The sequence below is a fragment of the Pseudomonas sp. MWU12-2345 genome (assembly GCF_023242385.1).
In the GTDB taxonomy this organism is placed as follows: Bacteria; Pseudomonadota; Gammaproteobacteria; order Pseudomonadales; family Pseudomonadaceae; genus Aquipseudomonas; species Aquipseudomonas gingeri_D.
The window spans coordinates 110,547-131,986 of sequence record NZ_JALLJA010000013.1 but is presented as its reverse complement, the minus strand read 5'-3'; the positions used below and the strand labels follow the sequence as shown (position 1 = coordinate 131,986).

Below are 21,440 nucleotides of genomic sequence, written 5' to 3'. Positions count from 1 at the left end.
GCTTACCGAGGCTTCATGGCAGACAAGACGATTGATTCAATCAGAGGCTGAGTGGCGACGTCTCTCTGCCCGTCTGGTGTATTCCATGAGTTGTAGAGGACCGGGCCAGCATCGCTCATCAAAATATCGCCATCCTTCAGAATCCTGAACGCCCAGATTTCTGGCCATGCCTCTTTTCCCTGCTCATCCAGCGTGTGTTTGCGCAGCACCACGCGAGCGAATGTCCCGTTCCCCTCATTTGCATAGACCAGGTTGGCCCTGACCAGGCCAAAGTGGCCTTCAATCTGGAAGTAGCTCCCCGAGGGAATGGAAAAACTCACGCCAAACCGGCTCGCCGTTAATTCGAAAAGGCCGGAAAGACGGTTTCGCAACCCATCGGTGTGTCTGTTGACTTGCTCGATGTCCTGGACGACATGACCGATTCCGCTGAGGGATTCTTCGGTATAGGCAGAAAACAACATGGCCCGGCTCCTTGGATGATTGGAACCGCATTATGCCGCTCAGTCGGCGCCTTATTAATGTCCTGGCTCATTGGAAAGGCTTGACGCAGGTGAGGTCGAAAAGAAGGCGACTTTTCCAGCAGAAACGTATATCTGCTTGAAGTCCTGCCCGTCGCGTAACACGAACAAGGCATCCATGCCGCGCTCCTGAGCCAGGCGTGGACCTTCGTTTTCGCCCAGCACCATCAGGGCCGTGGCCCAGGCGTCGGCGAGCAGGCCGGTTGGCGCCACTACGGTGACGGCCGCGAGGTTGTTGCTCAGCGGTGCGCCGGTCGCCGGGTCCATGGTGTGGGCGTAGGATCGACCGGCCACATCGACCCACCGTCGGTAGTCGCCGGAGGTTGCAATGGCGGCGTCGCTGAGCTCCATCACCCCCATCACTTCACGTACGCCTCGGTTGGGTTTTTCCAGGGCCACGGCCCAGGCCCTGCCGTCGGGTTTGGCGCCACGGGCGCGCATTTCGCCGTCGATACCCACCAGGTACTGTGTGATACCAACGTCTTCCAGGCTGCGGGCCAGTTCATCCACGCCGAAACCCTTGGCGATACCGTTCAAATCAAGGTTGAGCGCGGCGCGCTTGCGCACCTGATTGCGTCGTGTATCGACCACCAGGGCCGCGCTGGCCGACAGGCGGGCCGGTGGCGGGCTCGTCGCGGACGGCGGTTGTGTGACCGTCTGTTCGCCTGGGCCGAATCCCCAGGCCTGTACCCGATCACCAACGGCGATGTCAAAGGCGCCATTGGATTGCTGGTTGATTCGCAGCGCCGCGGACAACACCCCGATCATCTCCCTGGGTACCGGCACCCATTCCTGTTCGGGGGCGGCATTGAGGCGATTGAGGTCGGAGTCGGCCTTCCAGGTCGACATCTGCTGGTCCACCCGGCCCACGGCGTGCGCCAGGTCCTGGCCAATGGCATCGGTATCGATCCCCGCCGCGGCGTAGAACAAGGCGGTGTAGCGGGTGCCCATGGTTTCGCCACTCAAACTGTAGCGTTGCAGCTCAGTAGACATCTTCACGGTAGCGTCCTTGGGCTTTCAGGGTCATCACGCTGAGGTCGAGAGGCGCGAGTACTTCATCCAGCGCCTGCATCACCGCCCTGGCCATTTCGCGACGGCCACACACCAATACCTGGGCGCCTTTTTCAATCAGCCGGCGCAGGGACAGCGCATCGTTGATCAGTCGGTCCTGCACGTAGCTGCGCTCCTGGGTTTGGGAAAAAGCCGCGCGCAAGGCCGTGAGGCGTCGGTCAGCCAGATAGCGCTTGAGCTCCGGTTCGTAGAGAAAGTCCGAGGCCGGGTGGCGTCCACCCCAATACAGGTGCATCGCGTTACGCTCCTTGTTGTTACGGATAAAGCCGGCCAGGGGACCGATACCGGTCCCGGCCCCGATCAGGATCACCGGCTGGCTGCCGGATGCCGGACGGAATTGCGGGTTGGGCTGGATAAAGACGTCGATCTGCGCACCGATGTCCAGATCATGCAGAAACCCCGAGCACAGGCCGTCTTCATGTTTACGGACGCAGATTTCCAGCACGCCATCCTCCGAACGACTGGCCAGCGAGTAGACGCGAGGTACCGGGCTGCCCGGGGGGAGGATCCCTACCAGGTCACCGGCCTGGAAACTCGGTAACTCGCCGACCGCCTTGAAACGCAGTATCTGGGTTGGCGCATTCACTTGTTCGCCGTAGACGATGCGCCCCGTCAATCGCAGTGCCTGGGTGCGCGGGCGCTCGGGCGTGTGAGTCAGTGTCAGGTCCTGTCCCAGTACTCTTCCCAGTGCGTATCCCCAGCGGGCAAACTCTTGGGAGGATTGGCGGTTGATGGTTTCCAGTGCCAGCAACGCCGAGCCGCCGGCTTGCAGCATCGCGTTCTGGATCTGATGGGCAAACTGGCAGAACCGGGCAAACTGTCGATCACCAAAGCCCAGCACGGCAAAGGGCTGGCCGGGGTTGAGGCCGGTCTCACGAAGCCGCGCCAGGAACTGTGAAGCGGAGGCGGGTGCATCGCCGTCGCCATGGGTCGCGGTGAGAATGAACAGACGCTTGGCGCCAGGGTATTGGCCAGTCCATTCATTCATCGAGGTGCTGTGTACCTGATGGCCGGCCTGGTGCAAGGCTCGATGTAGAGCCTCGGCAAAGCCCCAGGTGCTGTTGTTTTCGCTGCCGACCAGAATCACGCTGTCGGCTGATTGCGCGTCGCTGTTGTGGCTCAGCTCCGGACCGGCCTGGCGGCGGCGCCACCACAGCAGGACGCCGGTCATGCTCATCAAGGGAACGCAGAGCGCACAGGCACCGAGTGGCAGGCCCAGCCACCAGAGACCTTCGCCCGTGTGCAACTGGTAAATCCATTCGTAAATCCTGAGCATCGCGTCATGGGGCTGATAGGACAGCCACTCCCCGCTGGCCGGATTCACGTAGCCGTCGCCCTGTGCCGTGCGCAGGGAAAACAGGTCCTGTGGGTTGTCGGGGCTGGGGTAAACCAGCTCGCGCAGATCATTCAGGTCGGTGGTTTGCAAGGCCCGCAGACTCGCCACGGGTAATGCCGGAGCAACATTGATCCCACTGGGGAAGGGCGGTTCATCCTGGCTGCCGTCGGCGATCAGTCCCAGGGTGCCGGCGGACATGTATAGCCCGCTCAGTGCCGACAGCAGCAGGCCGAGCAGGGCCAGGCGTCCGACTTCCGAATGCCAGCGCTGGCTGAACGTGCCCCGTAGCGGGCGCAGCAGATTGCGCCAGCCACCCAGGCGCCGCGCCAGCAATAGCGCGCCGGACACCGACAGCATCAGCATGAATAACGCGCCGGCGCCGGATACGGCATGGCCCGGTGTGCCGAGGAACAGTGAGCGATGCAGGTCTTTCACCCAGCGCGAAAAGGACGACGGTGCATAGGGCGCGAGGCCTTGGCCGGTCAATGGATCGACCGTTTCCATCGCGGCCTGATCGTTCTGGTTGTAGTAGACGATTACCGTTCCGGACGCGGTGCGGCGGATCTGCTCCACGCCTTGGAAATGCTCGGCAACGCGCCCGGCCAATTGCCCGACAGTGACCTGCCCGGTGGCACTCGGAACGCTGTGCAGGCGCTCGACGGCCGGGTCAATGGACAGCAGCGCGCCACTGATGGCCAGGAGCATAACCAGCAATGCAGCGATCAGGCCGGGCAGTGAGTGGAATTGGCGAAGCATGTTCAGCCTCCGGAAACAGCAGGTGTTACAGGTCGTAGGTAAAGGACTTGACGTAGGTATTACCGAGGGTTGTCTTGCCCGCCCCTTTGGCGGTCAGGGGCACGCTGACGTCGGCACGGCCTTCGCGTTGGTTCTCCACGGCGCTGTCGATACGGATCTGGAACCCGGCATCGATCAACGTGTCCGCCAGCTCGACGCTGACCTTGAGGGTGTCGCCGCTGCCGACGCTGGCGCCGCTGATCCCATCAAATTCGGCGGGTCTTTGGCCGCTCCCCCGCGCCCAGTCGCTCAGATGCCGGTAATACTTGGCCTTGCGGCCGGCGACCCAGAGGGTTTTCTGGTACTGGCCGTTGCCGTCGGTGAGGTAGATCGCCAGATAGGCGTCGCTACCGCTGTAGTCCTTGAGCTGGGTGGTCAGGGTCACTTCACGGGCCTGTGCCAACTCCGGCAGGGCGAGGGCGCCGACGAGGCAGGTTGCGGCGATGAGGGTCTTCATGACGGTATCCTGTTTGAACGGTGTGGCAAGAGTCTGGACCTGCCGGCTGACAGCAACCTGAACCCTTGGAAACAGCTGCCGGAGGAGGTCTGCGTGGCATACCCTGGAGCGCATTCCTGACAATCACCTGAATCTTCAGGTTCACGTCAGCAAAGGCGTTTAAGGTGTGCCACGACAACCATCACGAGAGGTGCCGCATGCGGGTTTTGCTGGTCGAGGACGCCGTAGGACTGGGGGATGCCGTACGCGAGCAGATCGCCGACGACGGCCACGCCGTGGATTGGGTGCAGTGCCTGGACCATGCACGCAGTAGCGTGCGCACCACGCCTTACGACCTGATCCTGCTCGACCTGATGCTGCCGGACGGTCGCGGGCTGGACTTCCTGCGTCAGCAGCGCACGGCGGGGGATGTGACACCGGTGATCATCCTGACCGCCCAGGATCAGATATCCGAACGTATAGCCGGCCTCAATGCCGGTGCCGACGACTACCTGGTCAAGCCGTTCGATCTGTTTGAACTCTCGGCCCGGGTTGCCGCCGTGGCCCGACGGTACAGCGGCAATCCCAACCCGCACATCAGACTCGGCGATCTGCAGGTCGATATGAGTGCCCGCACGGTGCAGCGCGGCGGCCTGATCGTGGACCTCACGGCCCGTGAGTGGGCGCTGTTCGAGGCGTTTGTCCAACGTCCCACGGCGCTGCTGTCCAAGTCACAGCTTGAGGAGCGGCTGTATGCCTTTGGCGCCGAAATCGAGAGCAATACCATCGAGGTCTATATCAGCCGCCTGCGTAAAAAGCTCGGCCGGGAGATGATTGAAACCGTGCGTGGCATGGGTTACCGGTTGATCTGCGAATGAAGCCGTCCGCAAGCCTGCAGAAACGCTTGGGCCTGGGCCTGACCCTGGGCCTGACCTTGCTGTGGTTGGGGGGCACTGTCGGCGCCTGGCTGGTGGTGCAGAATGAGCTGAACGAAGCGTTCGACAGTGCGTTGGAAGAAACCGCGCAACGCATCCTGCCGTTGGCGGTGCTGGAGATCGGCAGTCGTGACCGGGCGCCCGAGGCACAACACGTGCCCACCTTGAGAATGCACAAGGAATATCTGGCTTATCGGGTGCGCGATGCCGAGGGTGTAATCCTCATGCAGTCCCATGACGCCAGCCCGGAGATCTTCAGCAAACCGCCGAGCGAAGGCTTTTCCACCACTGAAAAGTACCGCCTGTACGGCGCCAGTGCGCGGCATGGAGCGGTGTTCATCGAGATTGCCGAGCCCCTGAGCCATCGTCGTGAAGCCGCGCGCGAAGCGCTGTTTGCCTTGTTGTTGCCGTTGCTGGCGCTGATTCCCATCAGTCTGCTGGGTACCTGGCTGCTGGTGCGGATCAGCCTGCGCAGCGTATTGGCCTATCGCCGGGCTGTCGAGGTTCGTGGCGTCGGTGATCTGTCGCCGATCAAGGTGGCGCGCCTGCCGGCTGAAATCGATCCGCTGGCCGAGGCGGTCAATCATCTGCTGGAACGCTTGCGCAAGGCGTTGGAGACAGAACGCAGCTTCACCGCCAACAGTGCCCATGAACTGCGTACACCGTTGGCCGCGACCCTGGCGCAGACCCAGCGACTGCGCCACGAAGCTCCCGAGGGGCCGTTGCGCGTGCGTGCGACCAAGATCGAAAGCTCCTTGCGGGAGTTGATCCGGCTCTCGGAAAAGCTTATGCAACTGGCCAAGGCCGAAGGGGGCGGGCTGCTGTCCGAAACGCCCCAGGACCTGATTCCCTTGCTGGCCCATGTGGTTGATGAGTGGAACCAGAACAGCGGTCGGCGGATCAACTTGCAACTTCCGGCGCGGGCCAGTGTTTGTGCGGCAATCGATCCGGACGCCTTCGGCATCCTGTTGCGCAACCTGATCGAGAACGCGTTGAAGTACGGCGCTACGGATCAGCCGGTCGAGGTCAGTCTCACCAACCAGGGGCTACTGCGGGTGGTCAATGCTGGGATTGCGGTGCCGGAGCCGGTGTTGCAGCGCCTGACCGAGCGCTTTGTCAGGGGCAGTAGCGAGAGCAGTGGTTCGGGGCTGGGCCTGGCGATCGCAAAGACCATTGTCCATGGGGTCAAGGCAAGCATGACGCTAGCCTCACCTGCGCCGGGCAGGACAGATGGTTTCGAAGTTGCCATCCAATTTCATCTCGCGCCGACGCTGTCCGGTTGAGCGCCGCCATTTGGCTTCAAGCGCCAGCACTCAGGTTTGAGGATGGCGCTGCTTTTCTGATTTTGAGTCGGTAGACAAGCGTCATTCATGTGAGCGGGGTGGTTTGAACAAATCACCCATGTGCCAATAAAGCAAAGAGGTATGTCATGCCCCACGAAACAGTCGTCCAACGTTACGCAAAAATATCGATAATTTTGCATTGGCTAATGCTGGCGCTCTTTGTCGGTGTTTATGCCAGTATCGAAATCAAGGGGTTGATTCCTCGTGGTGATGCCTTGCGCGGTTTCTTTCTCGGTACCCATGCAGTGTTTGGCATGGCCATTTTCGCCTTGGTATGGGTGCGCCTGTTAGGACGCTTGAAAGCAAGTCCGCCGATCTTGCCCAAGCCACCTGCCTGGCAAACGCTGTTAGCCCACATTACTCATCTGGCGCTGTATGGGCTGATGATCGCTACCCCACTACTGGCCTGGTTGATGCTCAGTGCTGCTGGCAAGCCGATCCCGTACTTTGACTTTATGCTCCCCTCGCCAATAGCGCTCGATCCTGATATGGCAAAGCAATTCAAAAGTTGGCATGAGTGGGTTGGGAATGCGGGGTACTGGCTGATCGGATTACACGCCTGCGCAGGACTTTTCCACCATTATTGGGTCGGCGATAACACGATGGTACGGATGATACCCAAACGTTTTCATCCCTAAGTGTGCAGTCTGGCAATGGAGTGGGCTGGATAACGCTAGAAACGACCTGTGGTCTTGACCCAGGCTTCTCAGTGTTGCGGTGCAACTGAATTGGGGCCAGGTCTGGGTCACATCCGGTCGCCGCTTCAGCCCTACTGACATTTATAACAACACAATGCCCGGCATAACTTGTAAATGGTCCGCGCCTAGCTAGGCTCCACCAAAGGTCATGTCACTTGACAGCCTCTTTCCAGAGGGCATTGAAATGTATCTGAAGGATGGCGACGCAGGCGGAAAGAAGGCGGTGATGTGGTCGTTTTTTTTCAGGATGCTTGGGCGGCCGGGAATCCTGCTGGGGGGGGTAATGTTCCTCCTGTTCTGTCAATTCGCCCAGGCTCTGCCTTCCTTTGCGCGTCAGACGGGGCAAAGCTGCGTTGCCTGCCATGCGGGTGGGCAATTTCCTGAGCTAACCCCTTATGGACGTCTGTTCAAGCTGACAGGGTATACCAACGGCGTACAAACCAACCCACTGGCCGCCATGATCGTCGGTGACCTCACCTCGACACGTAACAACAACGATGGTGCGGGCGGCTCGATTTCACCGAAGGACAAGCAATTCATCGCTGATTACGCCAGCGTGTTCCTGGGCGGAAAAATCACTGACGTCATCGGCGGCTTTGCCCAATTCACCTACAGCTCTTATGACCACCAGGATGGCTCGGGTAATTGGGTCAGTCACCTGGGCTCGGACAATTTTGATCTGCGCTACGCGGATCGCCGGGCAGATGCCTCACGGGATGTCATCTGGGGGGTTACATTGAACAACAACCCAACGGTGCAGGATGTCTGGAACAGCACTCCCGCCTGGGGCTATCCGTATGTCAGTTCCACATTGGGGGCTTTTGGCGGGGTCCCGGCCTCGACGCTGATTGAAGGCGGATTGGCGCAACAGGTGGCGGGCATCGGCGCCTATGTCTATTTGAACAAGTCGTTGTATCTGGAGCTGACCTCCTACCAGACAGCCAAGGATACGTGGGGCTTTCTCAGTCTGGGTAACAAGAAGGGTGACACCTACCATCCGTTGACGTACATGGATGGCTCAAGCCCCTATGCGAGGCTGGCTTATACCTATGAGTGGGGGGCCCAGAACATCATGGTGGGTGCCTTTGCGATGAAGGCCAAGATTCTTCCCATGGATGACTCCAACAATCCGGTCTACGGCCAGGGCAGCACTGAGTACCGGGACCTGGGCTTCGATGGGCAGTATCAGTACCTCCTTGAACCCCACGCTTTTACTGCGCAGATACGGTATGTCAAGGAAGAAATCAAAGATGACACCCATACGCTCTTTGACGGTCCGGCGTCCCTCCGATCATTCAAACTGAAGGGCAGTTATGTGTACCGTGCCAAATATGGTGCGAGCCTGGCCTATACCAATGTCAATGGCAGTTCGGATGCCATGGCGTACCCGGACAGTGCCAGTTTCTCACCCGATACACAGATGTGGACGCCAGAGATTTTTTGGTTACCGATGCAAAACCTGAGGGTCGGACTGCAATATAACTATTTCACCCGCTATTTGGGCGCATCGAGCAACTACGACGGTAACGGCCGTGATGCCAGCGACAATAACACCACGTATTTCTATATGTGGTACGCGCTTTGAACTGTTGAGCGCAGTGGTGTAACCCCTGGAGGCGATGGGCATGAAGGGTACTTTCAAGCGTTCACCTTTTTTTCTTGCCCTCTGCGTGGTTGTGCTCACGGGCTGTACGGGTACGAACGGGGAGATATCTAAAAAAACCTCCTCCCTGTCCGGTACCGCCATGGCGGAAAAGGTGTGCTCCATGTGCCATGGACTGACGGGGGAGTCTATCTCGCCGATGTTTCCAAAGTTGGCCGGCCAGCAAAAAGAGTATTTGAAGTTGCAACTGACTGACTTCAAGGGGCATGCTCGCAGCGATGAAACCGGTACTCAGTACATGTGGGGATTTACCCATTTGACAGAGGCCCAAATCAGCGAACTGGCAGACTATTTTTCAAGTCAGAAGCCCATGAAGGCTGACGCTGAGGCGCCTGATGCACGCGGCGAATTAATCTTTCGCCAGGGGCTGCCTGGGGCGGGTGTCGTCCAGTGTAATTCCTGTCATGGTGCTGACGGTCAGGGCAATGGCCCATTTCCGCGTCTGGCGGGTCAACATGCCTACTATCTGATCCGCCAGATCAAGATTTTTCAACAGACTGACCAGCGCCCCCGCGGGGCCCTGATGAAGCAGGTCACTCATTCACTGTCTGATGCCGATGCTGAGTCGGTTGCTCGCTACATTGCGACACTCGGGGCAAAAAAATAGGTGTCTTTGTGGCCCTCTGATACCGCCTTCGGGCTGAAAAAACCGCCCCCAAAAGCTTGAGGGCGGGACAAGAATGAGCCCCATCAGCAGGGTATGGATTGCATCGTTTAACGCGCTACTTCTTTAAGATAGAGATTGCGGGCCGCCAAGGCATTAGGCGTGAAATCGGTAAATACACCGTCAACACCGGCTCGGAAAAAGGCCAGGTATTCTGCCGCTGGATCCCCCTTATAGACACCTGCCAGGTATTTCGCCTCGTTGCGGAAGGTGAATATATGAACGAACAGATTGGCCTTGTGGGCGTCGCTGATCAGGCGGGTTGGCTTGAGGGTGTCGACCTTGTCCAAGCTGGGGTTGGACGACGAATCTTGAGCCGCGGCGACGGTGAGCGACATTGCTTGCGGCTTCCATGGACCAATGCCGTCGGCGTAGGTCTTGACCTCGGCCAATCCTGCCGGCGTCAGCATCGCACCGAAGGAGCGTGGATCACCTGCTACGGTCCAGCTATAGGGGCGGCCGCTGACGAACGTATTGGGTTTGTCAGTGATGAAAATGGTTTCGCCCGTCTGGAAGTTTATTCCGTTTCCATCGACCAACTGAACGGCTTTGGATTTCAGGCCGATAGAGCGCAGGTATTTCAAGCTGCCCGGATCAAAGCTTTGCACAAAGACCGGGGCTTCCTTGCGATTGAGGTCGTTGTCGTTGAGGGTTTTGAGGAACGCCTTCTCAAACGGATGACTGCCCGGTACGCCGCAACCATTGGCAATGGCTTGGGCATTGTTCCAGATCGGATTCTTGCTTTCTGGATAGACCGTAATGACGCGCCCTGTCGCTGCGCTTTTGGCTTTTGCAATGTCGATCACGTCCTGAAAACTCAGGATCGGCAACTTGCCGTTCAGTTCGGTTGGGCGCTGGTCGCGGGCATCGTAAGTGGTACCGCCTATCCATTGCCTGAGTTCGGCCATGGTGAAATCGCTGATTGACCAGTCGTTGGTGTGGTCTTCGCCATCAACGACCAGTGATTTCAATACTGATTTCGGATCGTTGGGGTTGGTCAAGTCACTCAGGTACTGTGCCGGACCATTTTCTGCCGTGGCGGGATATTTGACATTGACCAATACGCCTGGAACGGTGCGTTTACGGCGTGCAACTTCGGCGTTGGTCTTCGCGACTTCGCTGATGTTGGTGTTGTCGCTCAACCAGGGATTGTGTCGAGCCACCAATACGCAGTCCTTGGTCATGTGCAGATCCAGTTCGAGCGAATCTGCGCCAGCATCGGCGGCATGCTCGTAAGAGGCCCGGGTTTCTTCCGGATACAATCCCGGCAGGCCGCGATGCCCGATAATCAAGGGTGGCTTACCGTCGAGGGTTTTGAGCGAAGCAGATGCGGTTGACTGTGCGCCAGGTAAACTCCCGTTAGTACCGTCACAAGCACTCACTAACAAGCTGCATCCGAGAGCGATAAAGCGGGCAAGAGGCAGACCTGGGCGAGTGTACATGTGCAGTCCTTCAAGATGGGAAGAGCGGTTATCAACCAATAGTAATCACGGACACATGACAAAATCATGGCTCATCGGGTCCGCTCCCGGGCAAACCACCCACTGGCCGTAGGCACACTTATCGTCCGGATAAACTTCTATTTCTTCTTGGCCGCAGCCTCAGCGGCCAGGCACTCAAGGGCAAACTGCTCGGTGTACGTCATCTGGATAGGAGTGGTTTCTCCCTTGACGGTCCTTTCGCCATCGAGGATGTAACGAATGCGCTTGTCGGTCACGCCGATGCGTTTTGCGATCCAGGAGGGGGTTTGTCCGATGCGCGAAATCAGCTTGTCGGCATATTCGGTGGACGGGTTGTAATGTTCTGCGTTGGGTGTCATGTGACGTCCAGATAAAAGGTGGGTCTGTGATGCATTGGTGGGGTAGGGGACACGGTGCACCAATTATTGGACGGTGTCGCGGCTTCAATGAAGAAGCCCCGGAATCCGGGGCCTTGTCGTTTCTACAGTTTATCAGCCTGGTATCAACTTGCTTTCGGTTTATCGCCAATCGCATCCAGTTCGGCCAGCGTGTCCGGCGTGAGCTGCAACTGCCCGGCCTTCAGGTTTTCGCGCAGGTGCGCGACCGAGGACGTACCCGGAATCAGCAGGATGTTGGGCGAGCGGTGCAGCAACCAGGCCAGCGCCACTTGCATCGGCTGGGCTTGCAGGCGAGCCGCGATATCCGACAGCGCCGTTGACTGGATGGGCGTGAACCCGCCCAGGGGGAAGAACGGCACATAGGCGATACCCTGCGCCGCCAAGTCGTCGATCAACCCATCGTCCTCGCGGTGGACCAGGTTGTACTGGTTCTGCACGCAGACGATATCGGCGATCGCCTGGGCTTCCTTTATCTGCCCGGCGGTTACGTTGCTCAGCCCGATATGGCGGATAAGCCCCTCCTGCTGTAACTGCGCCGTGGCCTCGACCAGATGGCCGATGCTGTCCTGAGTCAGGCCATGGCCAAAGACACGCAGATTGACCACGTCCAGGGAGGCGAGGCCGAGATGGCGCAGGTTGTCCTCGACGGCGCTACGCAACTCTTGCGGGCTCTGGGCGGCCAGCCAGTCGCCCTTGTCGTTGCGGCGCGCGCCGATCTTGGTGACCAGGGTCAGGTTGTCGGGATACGGATGCAGGGCTTCGTGAATGATCTGATTGGTGATGTGCGGACCATAGAAGTCGGAGGTGTCGATATGGTCGACGCCGGCGGCGATGGCTTCGCGCAATACGGCGATACAGGCAGCTCGATCCTTCGGTGGCCCGAATACCTGCGGTCCGGCAAGTTGCATGGCGCCATAGCCCATTCGCCGGACCTTGCGACCCGCGAAGCTGAAATGGGCAGGGAGGGCGGAAGTGCTCATATGGGTTTTCCTCTATCGGTCTGTTTCGATGCGAGTCGCAGCGCGTTCCGCGGCGGGGTTCGATGGGCCGAATATAGTTCCAATTGCGCTGTTTGATAATCAGGCATAAAGTTTACGGGCTGTTTAAATTAGTGAACAATTGTCATGAAATTTAACGATATGGCGGCTTTTGTCGCTGTCGCACAGGCGGGTGGTTTTCGCGAGGCAGCACGCAGCGGTGGCGTTTCCGCCGCCAGCTTGAGCGTAGCCGTACAGCGTCTTGAGGCGCAGCTGGATTTGCGTCTGCTCAACCGCACCACGCGAAGCGTGGCTTTGACCGAAGCCGGGCAACACTTGTTAACCCGGCTGGAGCCACTGTTTTCTGAAATGGAAGCGTCATTGGATGTGCTCAATGGCTTTCGCAACAAGCCCTCCGGTACGCTGCGGCTCAATGTGCCCACCAGCGCCGCGCGTATCGTGCTGCCTGAGGTCATTGCCGGATTTCTCGGACGTTATCCGGATATCCGCATCAAGGTCGTGGTGGAAGACGGATTTGTCGACGTGCTTTCGGTGGGCTGCGATGCGGGCATCCGTTACGACGAAAGGCTGGAGCAGGACATGATCGCGATTCCCATCGGTCCGAGGGTGCAGCGCTTCGTCACGGCGGCGGCGCCCGGATATCTGGACCTGTATGGCCGACCGGCCCATCCACGCGAGTTGTTGACCCATTCCTGTCTGCGCTGTCAGTTCTCCGGCGGCAACAAACCCACCTGGAAATTCGAGCGCGATGGCGAGCAGATCGAGATTGATCCGCCCGAACGTCTGCTGGTGACGCCCAGTGGAGCCTTGGATCTGACGGTCAGCGCCGCTGTCGCAGGCCTGGGGGTGGTGCATCTGTTTGAAGACCTGCTGCGACCGCAACTGGACAGCGGCGAGCTCGAACCCATCCTGGAGCCTTGGTGGCCGACGTTTTCCGGCCCCTTCCTGTATTACCCTGGACGGCGTCATTTGCCGGCCCCGTTGCGTGCTTTTGTCGACTATCTGCACGAATTGTCGCAAGCGTTGCCTTCGCGAGCCTGAGTCTGATTACAATCGGGCATTCATCAACACACCCAACAAGAGTGGTTAACACCACCGAGTGATTCAGACCTTGATCGAACGACGCCAATTCAGTGGAGGCATGAAGGGGAAAAACCTCCGCTATCTGAATGAAAACCCCGGTGCGCCCGCGCAAATGGCCCGGACAGGCTTTTTGTTGCTCGAGCATTTCTCCTTGCCGGCATTCACCCAGGCCCTGGATACGCTGGTCACGGCGAACCTCCTGCGTCCAGGGTTGTTCTCTTCGCGAACCTTCGGTCTGCATGAAGGGGAGGTGATCAGTGACCTGGGCCTGGTGATTCGCCCCGATGCCCGTATCGATTCGGCGGCCATTCAAAGCCTCGACCTGCTGGTCATCTGCGGTGGCTACCGGACCGAGCTGAAGGTCGACGATGAGCTCATCAGCCTGCTGAGAGCGGCGTCAGACCAGGGTGTCAGCCTGGCCGGGTTGTGGAATGGCGCCTGGTTCCTGGGCAGTGCGGGTGTGCTCGATGGCTATCGTTGTGCGATTCATCCCGAACATCGGCCGGCGCTCGCGGAGATCTCCAAGGCGACCCATGTCACCAGCGAGGCCTATGTCATCGATCGCGACCGGCTCACCGCGTCCAGCCCCTCGGGGGCTTTCCATATGGCGTTGGACTGGATCAAGGGTTTGCACGATAAAGCCCTGGTCGAGGGTATCGAGGACATACTGGCGTTCGAGGAGTCGCGCTATCGGCGTATCAAACCGGCGGAGAATGTGTGCGTGAGCGCACCACTGCGGGAGGTGGTCAAGCTGATGGACGCCAACCTCGAAGAGCCTCTGGAACTGGAGCAACTGGCGGCCTATGCCGGCCGTTCCCGCCGGCAACTCGAACGCCTGTTCAAGGAGCAATTGGGCACCACGCCGCAACGCTATTACCTGGAGCTGCGTATCACCGAGGCACGTCGGCTGCTGCAGCACACCGAGCTGTCCCAGGTCGATGTGCTGGTGGCTTGCGGGTTTGTCTCGCCGAGCCATTTCAGCAAATGCTACAGCGCGTATTTCGGCTACCGGCCGTCCAAGGAAACGCGCCTGGTTAAATAGCGTGAGCGGTTCAGGCACATTACGTTGCATCGAACCCTTTCCAAGGCCGTTCATCACCACCCTGGCTAACGAGGGGGCACTTGAGCTGCAAGCGATGCGTGCCCAGGATCTGACCGCCGCGTGGTTGAACGCCACGCTGGAAGATGGCGATATCCTGTTTATCGATTCCACGCATACGGTAAAGACAGGGAGCGATTGCCTGCATATTTACCTGCGCCTGCTGCCGAAAATCACCAAGAAGATCTTTGTCCACGTGCATGATGTCTTTCTGCCCTTTGGCCTGCCGACGAAATGGCTGATTGATCATCAGATCTATTGGACGGAACAGTATCTGCTGCTGGCGCTGATGACGGATAACCCGCGGACGAAGCTGCTGTTTGGCAGCGCGTATCACGAACATTTCAATCATGATCTGTTGACCGCACTCATGCACGGTCGAGCCGAAAGTCACGGCGCCAGTTTCTGGTTCGAGTTTGATGGCCGGGGCAATGCCTAGTTTCGTCGGGCGCCAACCCTTGTAGTCCGCCAGCCAACACCAGCCCGCCAGCTTGGCGTGCTGGTTTTCCCATGCGCCCTGGGCGGCCCTTACAGGCCCGCCGAAGTCACTTCAAATACGAGCGCAGCGCCGACACCACTTCATCCACATCCTCGCGGCGCTGGGCCGGCGTGACATCGTCCGCGCCCAGGTGTTCGCGGATATGACCTTCCAGCACCTCGTTCATCAAACCATTGACCGCGCCACGGATCGCCGCGATCTGTTGCAGCACGGCGGTGCACTCGACTTCCATATTCAGCGCGTTTTCCAAGGCCTCGGCCTGGCCCTTGATGCGCCTGACACGGGTCAGCAGGCGCTTTTTATCCTTGATGGTATGCGGCATGGAATTGTCCCATTGTGTGTTATCTATACTGGGGTATAGTATGTTTCGACCTTGTCATCAGGACTGTAGCCCAATGTCTTCGCCCAATGCTACTCATCAGAACTGCCATTCGAAAATCCTCAACGATGGAAATCCCCTGGCGGAGACCAACACCCGGCGCGCCATGATCCTGACGGCCATCATGATGGTCGCCGAGATCGCCGGCGGCTGGTACTACAACTCGATGGCGCTGTTCGCCGACGGCTGGCACATGAGTTCCCATGCGTTGGCGCTGGGGTTGTCGGTGTTGGCCTATGGCGCTGCCCGGCGCCTGTCCAGTGACAACCGTTTTGCCTTCGGTACCTGGAAGATCGAAGTGCTGGGCGGCTACACCAGTGCGTTGTTCCTGGTGATGGTGGCGGGGCTGATGCTGTATCAGTCGGTTGAACGGCTGATTTCACCCGCGGCGATTCATTATGACGAAGCCATTGTCATCGGCATCGTCGGCTTGATGGTCAACCTGGCCTGCGCCTGGCTGCTCAAGGACGGCCATGCCCACGATCACCACCACGACCATCATCATGACCACGGCCATGAACATGCCCACGATCTGAACCTGCGTTCCGCCTACCTGCATGTGGTGGCCGATGCGGCCACCTCGGTGCTGGCGATCCTGGCGCTGATCGGTGGCAAGGTCTGGGGCGCGGCGTGGCTCGACCCGCTGATGGGGATTGTCGGCGCGGGGCTGGTGGCGAGCTGGGCCTATGGGCTGATCCGCCAGACCAGCCGTATCTTGCTGGACGCGGAAATGGATGCGCCGGTGGTCGAGGAAATCCGCGAGGTCATTGCGGCCAGCCCGATTCCAGCCAGCATCAGCGACCTGCATGTCTGGCGGGTCGGCAAGGGCCAGTTCGCCTGCGTGCTAAGCCTGGTGACGCACTTGCCGGCCACGCCGGACTACTTCAAGGCGCAACTGGCGATCCATGAAGAGTTGGTGCACGTCACGGTTGAGCTTCATCTGCTGGCGTGACGCTGGCCGTCTGTTCACCGGGTAAAGGCCGGTAAACTCATGATGGGCCCATCACACGGATATGGGCCTGCAGACACTCCACCAGCGCATCGAAGGTCGCCTTGCAACGGGGGCTGGTGCGCAGGTCCTCGTGCATGGTCACCCAGGTTTCCAGCTGGAAGGTGAACCGCTCCGGCAACAGCCGCACCAATGCCGGCGTGCGGATCGCCAGGGCGCTCTGGCAGATGCCGATGCCGCAGCCGGCGCGGATCATTGCCAGTTGCGCCAGGGTGCTGTCGGTGCGCAGCGTGAAGGCCTCGCGATTCCAGCCGGGCACTTGTTTGCTGGCGGCACGGATAAAGGGAGTGGCGACATCGAAGCCGATCAAGGCATGGCTCGACAGATCGGCCATTGTGCTAGGCGTGCCGTGTCGTTGCAGATAGTCCACATGTGCATAAAGCCCCAGTTCCACCTGGCCGACACGCCGGGCGATCAGCTGATCCTGTTTCGGCGCGGTCATGCGCACTGCAATATCCGCCTCCCGTTGCAGCAGGTCATGCATCTTGTCGGTGGCCAGCAGCTCGATTTTGAGTTGCGGATGCTCCTGGCGCAGCAGTGCCAGTGCCGGAGGTAGCACCTCGATGGCAATGATTTCACTGGCGGAGATCCGCACCGTGCCGTTCACCGTCTGACCCTGTCCAGTGGCGGCACGCTCCAGTGCGGCGGCGGTGTGCTGCATGGCTTCGGCATAGCCGCGTAGCGCCAGGGCGGTCTCGGTGGGCAGCAAGCCGGTCTGCGAACGGGTGAACAGCGGTTGCTTGAATGACGCTTCCAGCGCGGCGATATGTCGGCCCACGGTGGGTTGGGCAATGCCCAGCGCCCGTGCGGCGCCCGAGAGCGAGCCCTCCGTCAGCACGGCAAGCAAGGTTCGGTACAGCTCCCAACTCATGATCTGGTCCATGCATAAATGTATGGCGGATAGCTTGTGCTAGGCAATTTATTTCCTGAAGGGGCAGGCCCAGACTCTGTTCATCGTTACCTTCCTGGAGAATTGACATGGCAGCACAGAGCAACAAGGTTTTGGTACTGGGCGCCGGCGGTGGCATTGGCGGCGAAGTGGCGCGGCAACTGCGTGACGGCGGCTGGCAGGTGCAGGCACTCAAGCGGGGTTTGGCGACGGCGGCCGAACAGCGCGACGGTATCCAGTGGTTGCGTGGCGACGCCCTCAACCGTGACGACGTGGTGCGCGCGGCGCGGGGTTGCAGCGTGATCGTGCATGGGGTCAACCCGCCGGGCTATCGGCACTGGGCCGAGCAGGTGCTGCCGATGATCGACAATACGATTGCGGCGGCGCGTATTGAAGGGGCGACCGTCGTGTTGCCGGGCACGGTCTACAACTACGGCCCGGATGCCTTTGCCGAATTGAATGAACAGGCGGTGCAACGTCCGTTGACGCGCAAGGGGCGTATTCGCGTCGAGCTTGAGCAGCGATTGCAGGATGCGACGCGGGACGGGGTTCGAGCGATTGTCGTGCGGTCGGGCGACTTCTTCGGCCCGCAGGCTGGTAACAGTTGGTTTTCCCAGGGGATGATCAAGCCCGGGCAGGCAGTGAAAGTGATCAATCTGCCAAGTGATCCGGGCGTCGGTCATCAGTGGGCCTATCTGCCGGACGTGGCGCGGACCATGGTCGAACTGGTGGTGCGTCGAGGGGACTTGCCTCCCTTCGCGACCTTTCATATGGAGGGCTACTGGGACGCCGACGGCACCCAGATAGCAGCCGCTATCAGCCGCGTGGTCGAGCGCGCGGGCGGCCAGACCAGGCTGCGGCGCTTTCCCTGGTGGCTGGTAGGACTGGCCTCGCCGTTGGTGACCACCTTTCGGGAAATGCTGGAGATGCGTTACCTGTGGCGTACGCCGGTACGGATGAATAATGCCTATCTGTTGAGCGTGCTGGGGGCCGAGCCGCATACGCCGCTGGATCAGGCGGTGGAAGTAACGCTGAAGGGCGTGGGCTGTTTGTAGGGGGATCAGGCGCTCGAACCCTGACAAGATCAGGGCACAAAGGCCAGCACGGAGGCGGGGGAGCCGGATCCGTCCTTGAGTTTCAGGATCCCGATGACCAGCGTGGTGCCGGTGGCGGGCAATTGATCCAGATGAGTCAGGCACTCCAGAATGATTCCATTTTTCGCCAGGACTTGGTGGTTGGTGGCAAATGCCGTGTTCTGACCAGGATCGACCCCGTGGGTGTCGATCCCGATCCCGGCGACCTCACGCTCTTCGACCAGCAGCCTTGCCGCATCGGCGCCGACCCCGGGGAAGTGCAGGCCACCTTGGTCATCCTCATTGAAAAAGCGCTTGGGGTCGTTCCACAGCGCTTGCCACCCGGTATGGAAGAGCACGACACAGCCCTGGGCGATGCGACCATGGGCCTGCTCCCAACGCTCGATATCTTGAGGGCTGATCACATAGTCGGGATTGGCCTGTGCCTGCGCCCGCACATCGATTACCACGGCCGGTCGTACCAGCGACTCCGGGGTGTAGGCATCGATCCCGATGCCATCGGGGTGAAAACTATTGGGCGCATTCATATGGGTTGCGCTGTGTTCGCCCATGCTGAAACTGCGCAGGTAGTAACCGTCCTGTGCCTGTGAGGCCACCTCACTGAAGGCAACGGGAGGGTCGTGGGGCCAAAGGGGGATGGACGGCGTAATGACGTGGCTCAGATCGATGATTCTTTGAAACTGGATGCTCTGCATTCCTTTGACTCCCGGGTCCTTGGCGAAAGGGTGGAGGATAGCGGCCCGTTTCCACAAGGCCTGTCGTTGCGGCGGCACGTTTTCCGGGTGTGATGAATGGAATCGGCGTCACAGCGCTGACATTTTTTCGACTGGGGCCCGGTGTTCGCAAGCAATAAAAATTTACTCCCGGTGAAAGAAATGCGAAAAGCTTCTCAGCCTTTTCCATGGATTCGGATCCCCTCATGCCTCGATCAAAGTTGTTCACCAAACTGTTTGTCGCGCTGCTGGTCGGCGCCGGGCTCTGGTACATGTGGGTGATTACCAGCGCCAAGCTGGAGTGGGGCGGGAGCAGCCCGGACAAGCAGCAGGTCGGCGCCGTGCAGGACACCCGTCAGCGCGCGATGACCCAGTACTGCACCGGTGTGGTGGTGACCCCGCAGGGCACCTGGCTGGTGGGGCGCCTGGAGGGGGACGCGAAACAGCTGCAGCCCACCGCCGACGTGGTGGACCTGGATGCCGTACTCCATGGCAAGCCGGTTGAGAATAAGGATCTGGCGCCGGAAGACTCGGGGGCTTTCTCCGGCCTTCTCTCGGGCCGGGACAAGGAAACCTCCTTTATCTCGCGCCTGGACGCTCAAGGCCAGTTTCAAATGGTGGCCCATGTCAGCGACGCCGCCTGCCTGGTGGCCAGCCCGGATGGGGCCAGTGTTTTCCTGCTGACCGGGCTTGAGCGCCCCGAAGTCGCGGGCGCGAGCGGCGATGAGATCAGGCAGACCGTGATCTTTCGCAGCGACGATCAAGGCAAGCGCTGGACCTGGTTGAGCAAAGGCCTGTTCCCCAAGGCCGAGCAGTTGGCCTGGAACCTCAAGCCCTATTTTCATGGCCCGGATGAAGTCTGGGCCTGGGGCACCCCGAGCGGAACCGACAACGAGAGCGGCGAAGACAAGCCGGGTGCCATCTCCACCGGGGTGTTCTACTCCGCTGATCGCGGCGCGAGCAGCACCCCGATATTTGCGGCCGAGTCGCTGCTGGTGTCTACCGAGTATGCCCAGGGCAAGCGGCCTGACATTACTGAATGGCGCGACTCCGGTGCTTATGGGGAAATCCAGACCTATGTCACTCAGTTGGATGCGCAACGGGCGTTTATCTGGGTATCCCAGCGTTTCTGGGGGAGCAATCCCGACGGTGAAAGCGGCAGCCTGGCGATCAACGTCACGACCCGGGCACCACTGCAGCGCAAAGCAGGGAAGTGGCAGGTCGGGGCTGTGCAGCGCGAGGAGGGGCTGTTTATCGACGCACTGGTGGAGAATGGCAGCGCGCGGGTGATGGGCCTGATCGACCAGGGCGAGCATGGGCAAGATGTGGTGGCCGAGCTGGATACCGCCAAGCTGAGCTGGAAGCCGATGGGTGAGCTACCGAGTGTGTTCGCGCCGTTGGCGTCGGACAGCCAGTTGCGCGAGAAGAATTTCTGGGTGGGGCAGAACAGCCTGCTGATCAACACCTCAAGCGAACACCGGCCGCCACGCTGGCTCTATTGGTGGTCGGATGCGCAAATCTCCGCGAACGGGGTGTTCTACTCCAAGGACTGGGGGCACTCCTGGCAACGGCTGGCGGTTGACGGTTACCTGGGGATCCTCGGTTTTCAAGGGGCGCAGGACCGGGTGATCTGGGCCAAGGGCAACTGGTACAACAGCAATGATGCTGGGGTTTATTCCTATGGTTTGCAGTGAGGGTTGGGTTGTCTTGTGCCTATCTTGCAAGACGGCTCGCTTTCCATTGATTGGACATCCCTGGAAATATCTACCCGGTTGCCCCTGCCCGAATAGGTGACTAACCTGCACCCCGTCACCGCAAAATCGGTGGTGCAGACGTGCAAGTCTGGAATTCTGTTAGGACGTACAGCGCCCTCTGTCTGGGTGTTTTTATAGTTCGCCAGGAGTTTCAGACATGCTCAAGATCACGCCCAACTCTCCGATTTCATCCAGCATCGAAAGCATCGATCCGCACATCGTCGACCGTGCGTTGGCGCATTACAATTTGCCGCCAGGCGCGAGTTCGAAGCGACGCGGCGCCAATTCAACCCGCAAAATCAGCGCCGAACCTGAAAGTCGTGAAGAAATCCTGGTCGACGCCAGTTCGATTCTGGAGTCAGCGGCGGCCACCGCCTACGAACATGCCGATAATCTCACTGGCCCTGAGCGCAAGGTGGCGATGGGCGTGGTGCGTCTGATCGAGCTGGCGCAGGGGCGGGTGGATTCGGTGTTGGAGGATGAGTTCACCAGCGGCGCGCGCTGATCGCAGACAAGGGCAGGTGCTGTCCAAAGCGATCTCAGATCTGGCGCAGATTTGTGGCGAGCGGGCTTGCCCGCGCTGGGGCGCGAAGCGGCCCTAAAAAC

General features: G+C 59.8%; 22 protein-coding genes. 12 read left to right on the top strand and 10 right to left on the bottom strand.

Going from position 1 to position 21,440, the window contains the following annotated elements:
• Positions 1–2: 2 nt before the first annotated feature.
• Genes M5C71_RS23425 through M5C71_RS23410 form a run of 4 tightly spaced genes read right to left on the bottom strand, consistent with a single transcriptional unit; the run spans position 3 to position 4,177 of the window.
• Positions 3–461 carry a hypothetical protein gene (locus M5C71_RS23425; protein WP_248768842.1) on the bottom strand — a complete coding sequence of 153 codons (459 nt, stop codon included), beginning with the start codon at positions 459–461 and terminating at the stop codon, positions 3–5.
• Between the two features lie 54 nt (positions 462–515).
• Positions 516–1,511, bottom strand: coding sequence for an FAD:protein FMN transferase (locus M5C71_RS23420; protein WP_152739984.1), 996 nt, complete (start codon positions 1,509–1,511; stop codon positions 516–518).
• Positions 1,501–3,681: a PepSY domain-containing protein gene (locus tag M5C71_RS23415; RefSeq protein ID WP_248768841.1), complete on the bottom strand. Its 2,181-nt coding sequence runs from the start codon at positions 3,679–3,681 to the stop codon at positions 1,501–1,503. Before M5C71_RS23415 ends, M5C71_RS23420 begins: the two co-directional genes overlap by 11 nt.
• Positions 3,682–3,706: 25 nt before the next feature.
• Complete coding sequence (locus M5C71_RS23410; protein WP_103495284.1) at positions 3,707–4,177, bottom strand: DUF2271 domain-containing protein; 471 nt, start codon at positions 4,175–4,177, stop codon at positions 3,707–3,709.
• Between the two features lie 197 nt (positions 4,178–4,374).
• Here M5C71_RS23410 and M5C71_RS23405 point away from each other — a divergent pair, with 197 nt between their 5' ends.
• The 5 genes from M5C71_RS23405 to M5C71_RS23385 all read left to right on the top strand — a co-directional run bounded on the left by M5C71_RS23405 (position 4,375) and on the right by M5C71_RS23385 (position 9,402).
• Positions 4,375–5,034, top strand: a complete 660-nt coding sequence (locus M5C71_RS23405; protein ID WP_248768840.1) for a response regulator transcription factor — start codon at positions 4,375–4,377, stop codon at positions 5,032–5,034.
• Positions 5,031–6,374, top strand: a complete 1,344-nt coding sequence (locus M5C71_RS23400) for an ATP-binding protein (protein ID WP_248768839.1) — start codon at positions 5,031–5,033, stop codon at positions 6,372–6,374. Before M5C71_RS23405 ends, M5C71_RS23400 begins: the two co-directional genes overlap by 4 nt.
• A gap of 146 nt (positions 6,375–6,520) precedes the next feature.
• The gene (locus M5C71_RS23395) at positions 6,521–7,072 is read left to right on the top strand and encodes a cytochrome b (RefSeq protein ID WP_248768838.1); all 552 of its coding nucleotides are present in this window, start codon (positions 6,521–6,523) and stop codon (positions 7,070–7,072) included.
• Between the two features lie 208 nt (positions 7,073–7,280).
• The gene (locus M5C71_RS23390; RefSeq protein WP_248768837.1) at positions 7,281–8,717 is read left to right on the top strand and encodes a cytochrome C; all 1,437 of its coding nucleotides are present in this window, start codon (positions 7,281–7,283) and stop codon (positions 8,715–8,717) included.
• A 40-nt stretch (positions 8,718–8,757) separates the two neighbouring features.
• Positions 8,758–9,402, top strand: coding sequence for a c-type cytochrome (locus M5C71_RS23385; RefSeq protein WP_248768836.1), 645 nt, complete (start codon positions 8,758–8,760; stop codon positions 9,400–9,402).
• 107 nt (positions 9,403–9,509) lie between these two features.
• Here M5C71_RS23385 and M5C71_RS23380 read toward each other — a convergent pair whose 3' ends face one another.
• From M5C71_RS23380 to M5C71_RS23370, 3 genes are all read right to left on the bottom strand, one after another.
• On the bottom strand, positions 9,510–10,901 hold the full coding sequence (locus tag M5C71_RS23380; protein WP_152739886.1) for a glycerophosphodiester phosphodiesterase family protein: 1,392 nt from the start codon (positions 10,899–10,901) through the stop codon (positions 9,510–9,512).
• Between the two features lie 137 nt (positions 10,902–11,038).
• A complete protein-coding gene (locus tag M5C71_RS23375) occupies positions 11,039–11,278 on the bottom strand; it encodes a hypothetical protein (RefSeq protein WP_100940111.1) in 240 nt (79 codons plus the stop codon).
• Positions 11,279–11,421: 143 nt separating this feature from the next.
• A complete protein-coding gene (locus tag M5C71_RS23370) occupies positions 11,422–12,297 on the bottom strand; it encodes an aldo/keto reductase family oxidoreductase (RefSeq protein ID WP_248768835.1) in 876 nt (291 codons plus the stop codon).
• 144 nt (positions 12,298–12,441) lie between these two features.
• Between M5C71_RS23370 and M5C71_RS23365 the strand changes: the two genes are divergently transcribed.
• The 3 genes from M5C71_RS23365 to M5C71_RS23355 all read left to right on the top strand — a co-directional run bounded on the left by M5C71_RS23365 (position 12,442) and on the right by M5C71_RS23355 (position 14,936).
• A complete protein-coding gene (locus M5C71_RS23365) occupies positions 12,442–13,356 on the top strand; it encodes a LysR family transcriptional regulator (protein WP_248768834.1) in 915 nt (304 codons plus the stop codon).
• Positions 13,357–13,426: 70 nt separating this feature from the next.
• The gene (locus M5C71_RS23360; protein WP_247263377.1) at positions 13,427–14,440 is read left to right on the top strand and encodes a GlxA family transcriptional regulator; all 1,014 of its coding nucleotides are present in this window, start codon (positions 13,427–13,429) and stop codon (positions 14,438–14,440) included.
• A 1-nt stretch (position 14,441) separates the two neighbouring features.
• Positions 14,442–14,936: a class I SAM-dependent methyltransferase gene (locus M5C71_RS23355; RefSeq protein ID WP_248768833.1), complete on the top strand. Its 495-nt coding sequence runs from the start codon at positions 14,442–14,444 to the stop codon at positions 14,934–14,936.
• Positions 14,937–15,042: 106 nt separating this feature from the next.
• On the opposite strand, the gene M5C71_RS23350 is transcribed toward M5C71_RS23355, so the two are convergent.
• Entirely contained in the window at positions 15,043–15,318 is a 276-nt protein-coding gene (locus M5C71_RS23350) for a metal/formaldehyde-sensitive transcriptional repressor (protein WP_103495275.1), read from the bottom strand.
• A 73-nt stretch (positions 15,319–15,391) separates the two neighbouring features.
• Here M5C71_RS23350 and dmeF point away from each other — a divergent pair, with 73 nt between their 5' ends.
• A complete protein-coding gene (gene dmeF / locus M5C71_RS23345) occupies positions 15,392–16,327 on the top strand; it encodes a CDF family Co(II)/Ni(II) efflux transporter DmeF (RefSeq protein WP_103495274.1) in 936 nt (311 codons plus the stop codon).
• A 37-nt stretch (positions 16,328–16,364) separates the two neighbouring features.
• Here the strand turns inward: dmeF and M5C71_RS23340 are convergent, their stop codons facing one another.
• Positions 16,365–17,267 carry a LysR family transcriptional regulator gene (locus tag M5C71_RS23340; RefSeq protein WP_248768832.1) on the bottom strand — a complete coding sequence of 301 codons (903 nt, stop codon included), beginning with the start codon at positions 17,265–17,267 and terminating at the stop codon, positions 16,365–16,367.
• A 95-nt stretch (positions 17,268–17,362) separates the two neighbouring features.
• On the opposite strand from M5C71_RS23340, the gene M5C71_RS23335 reads away from it, so the two are divergent.
• Positions 17,363–18,328 carry an NAD-dependent epimerase/dehydratase family protein gene (locus M5C71_RS23335; RefSeq protein ID WP_103495272.1) on the top strand — a complete coding sequence of 322 codons (966 nt, stop codon included), beginning with the start codon at positions 17,363–17,365 and terminating at the stop codon, positions 18,326–18,328.
• A gap of 29 nt (positions 18,329–18,357) precedes the next feature.
• Here the strand turns inward: M5C71_RS23335 and M5C71_RS23330 are convergent, their stop codons facing one another.
• On the bottom strand, positions 18,358–19,062 hold the full coding sequence (locus M5C71_RS23330) for a cyclase family protein (protein ID WP_103495271.1): 705 nt from the start codon (positions 19,060–19,062) through the stop codon (positions 18,358–18,360).
• A gap of 224 nt (positions 19,063–19,286) precedes the next feature.
• On the opposite strand from M5C71_RS23330, the gene M5C71_RS23325 reads away from it, so the two are divergent.
• Positions 19,287–20,774, top strand: a complete 1,488-nt coding sequence (locus M5C71_RS23325) for a hypothetical protein (RefSeq protein WP_248768831.1) — start codon at positions 19,287–19,289, stop codon at positions 20,772–20,774.
• Positions 20,775–20,991: 217 nt separating this feature from the next.
• Positions 20,992–21,339, top strand: coding sequence for a hypothetical protein (locus M5C71_RS23320; RefSeq protein ID WP_248768830.1), 348 nt, complete (start codon positions 20,992–20,994; stop codon positions 21,337–21,339).
• The last annotated feature ends 101 nt before the right edge of the window (positions 21,340–21,440 follow it).

What these genes read in the sequence shown, in the direction of transcription:
- M5C71_RS23425 (WP_248768842.1), bottom strand. Translation starts at nt 461, where the DNA reads ATGTTGTTTTCTGCCTATACCGAAGAATCCCTCAGCGGAATCGGTCAT.
- M5C71_RS23420 (WP_152739984.1), bottom strand. Translation starts at nt 1,511, where the DNA reads ATGTCTACTGAGCTGCAACGCTACAGTTTGAGTGGCGAAACCATGGGC.
- M5C71_RS23415 (WP_248768841.1), bottom strand. Translation starts at nt 3,681, where the DNA reads ATGCTTCGCCAATTCCACTCACTGCCCGGCCTGATCGCTGCATTGCTG.
- M5C71_RS23410 (WP_103495284.1), bottom strand. Translation starts at nt 4,177, where the DNA reads ATGAAGACCCTCATCGCCGCAACCTGCCTCGTCGGCGCCCTCGCCCTG.
- M5C71_RS23405 (WP_248768840.1), top strand. Translation starts at nt 4,375, where the DNA reads ATGCGGGTTTTGCTGGTCGAGGACGCCGTAGGACTGGGGGATGCCGTA.
- M5C71_RS23400 (WP_248768839.1), top strand. Translation starts at nt 5,031, where the DNA reads ATGAAGCCGTCCGCAAGCCTGCAGAAACGCTTGGGCCTGGGCCTGACC.
- M5C71_RS23395 (WP_248768838.1), top strand. Translation starts at nt 6,521, where the DNA reads ATGCCCCACGAAACAGTCGTCCAACGTTACGCAAAAATATCGATAATT.
- M5C71_RS23390 (WP_248768837.1), top strand. Translation starts at nt 7,281, where the DNA reads ATGTCACTTGACAGCCTCTTTCCAGAGGGCATTGAAATGTATCTGAAG.
- M5C71_RS23385 (WP_248768836.1), top strand. Translation starts at nt 8,758, where the DNA reads ATGAAGGGTACTTTCAAGCGTTCACCTTTTTTTCTTGCCCTCTGCGTG.
- M5C71_RS23380 (WP_152739886.1), bottom strand. Translation starts at nt 10,901, where the DNA reads ATGTACACTCGCCCAGGTCTGCCTCTTGCCCGCTTTATCGCTCTCGGA.
- M5C71_RS23375 (WP_100940111.1), bottom strand. Translation starts at nt 11,278, where the DNA reads ATGACACCCAACGCAGAACATTACAACCCGTCCACCGAATATGCCGAC.
- M5C71_RS23370 (WP_248768835.1), bottom strand. Translation starts at nt 12,297, where the DNA reads ATGAGCACTTCCGCCCTCCCTGCCCATTTCAGCTTCGCGGGTCGCAAG.
- M5C71_RS23365 (WP_248768834.1), top strand. Translation starts at nt 12,442, where the DNA reads ATGAAATTTAACGATATGGCGGCTTTTGTCGCTGTCGCACAGGCGGGT.
- M5C71_RS23350 (WP_103495275.1), bottom strand. Translation starts at nt 15,318, where the DNA reads ATGCCGCATACCATCAAGGATAAAAAGCGCCTGCTGACCCGTGTCAGG.
- dmeF (WP_103495274.1), top strand. Translation starts at nt 15,392, where the DNA reads ATGTCTTCGCCCAATGCTACTCATCAGAACTGCCATTCGAAAATCCTC.
- M5C71_RS23340 (WP_248768832.1), bottom strand. Translation starts at nt 17,267, where the DNA reads ATGGACCAGATCATGAGTTGGGAGCTGTACCGAACCTTGCTTGCCGTG.
- M5C71_RS23335 (WP_103495272.1), top strand. Translation starts at nt 17,363, where the DNA reads ATGGCAGCACAGAGCAACAAGGTTTTGGTACTGGGCGCCGGCGGTGGC.
- M5C71_RS23330 (WP_103495271.1), bottom strand. Translation starts at nt 19,062, where the DNA reads ATGCAGAGCATCCAGTTTCAAAGAATCATCGATCTGAGCCACGTCATT.
- M5C71_RS23325 (WP_248768831.1), top strand. Translation starts at nt 19,287, where the DNA reads ATGCCTCGATCAAAGTTGTTCACCAAACTGTTTGTCGCGCTGCTGGTC.
- M5C71_RS23320 (WP_248768830.1), top strand. Translation starts at nt 20,992, where the DNA reads ATGCTCAAGATCACGCCCAACTCTCCGATTTCATCCAGCATCGAAAGC.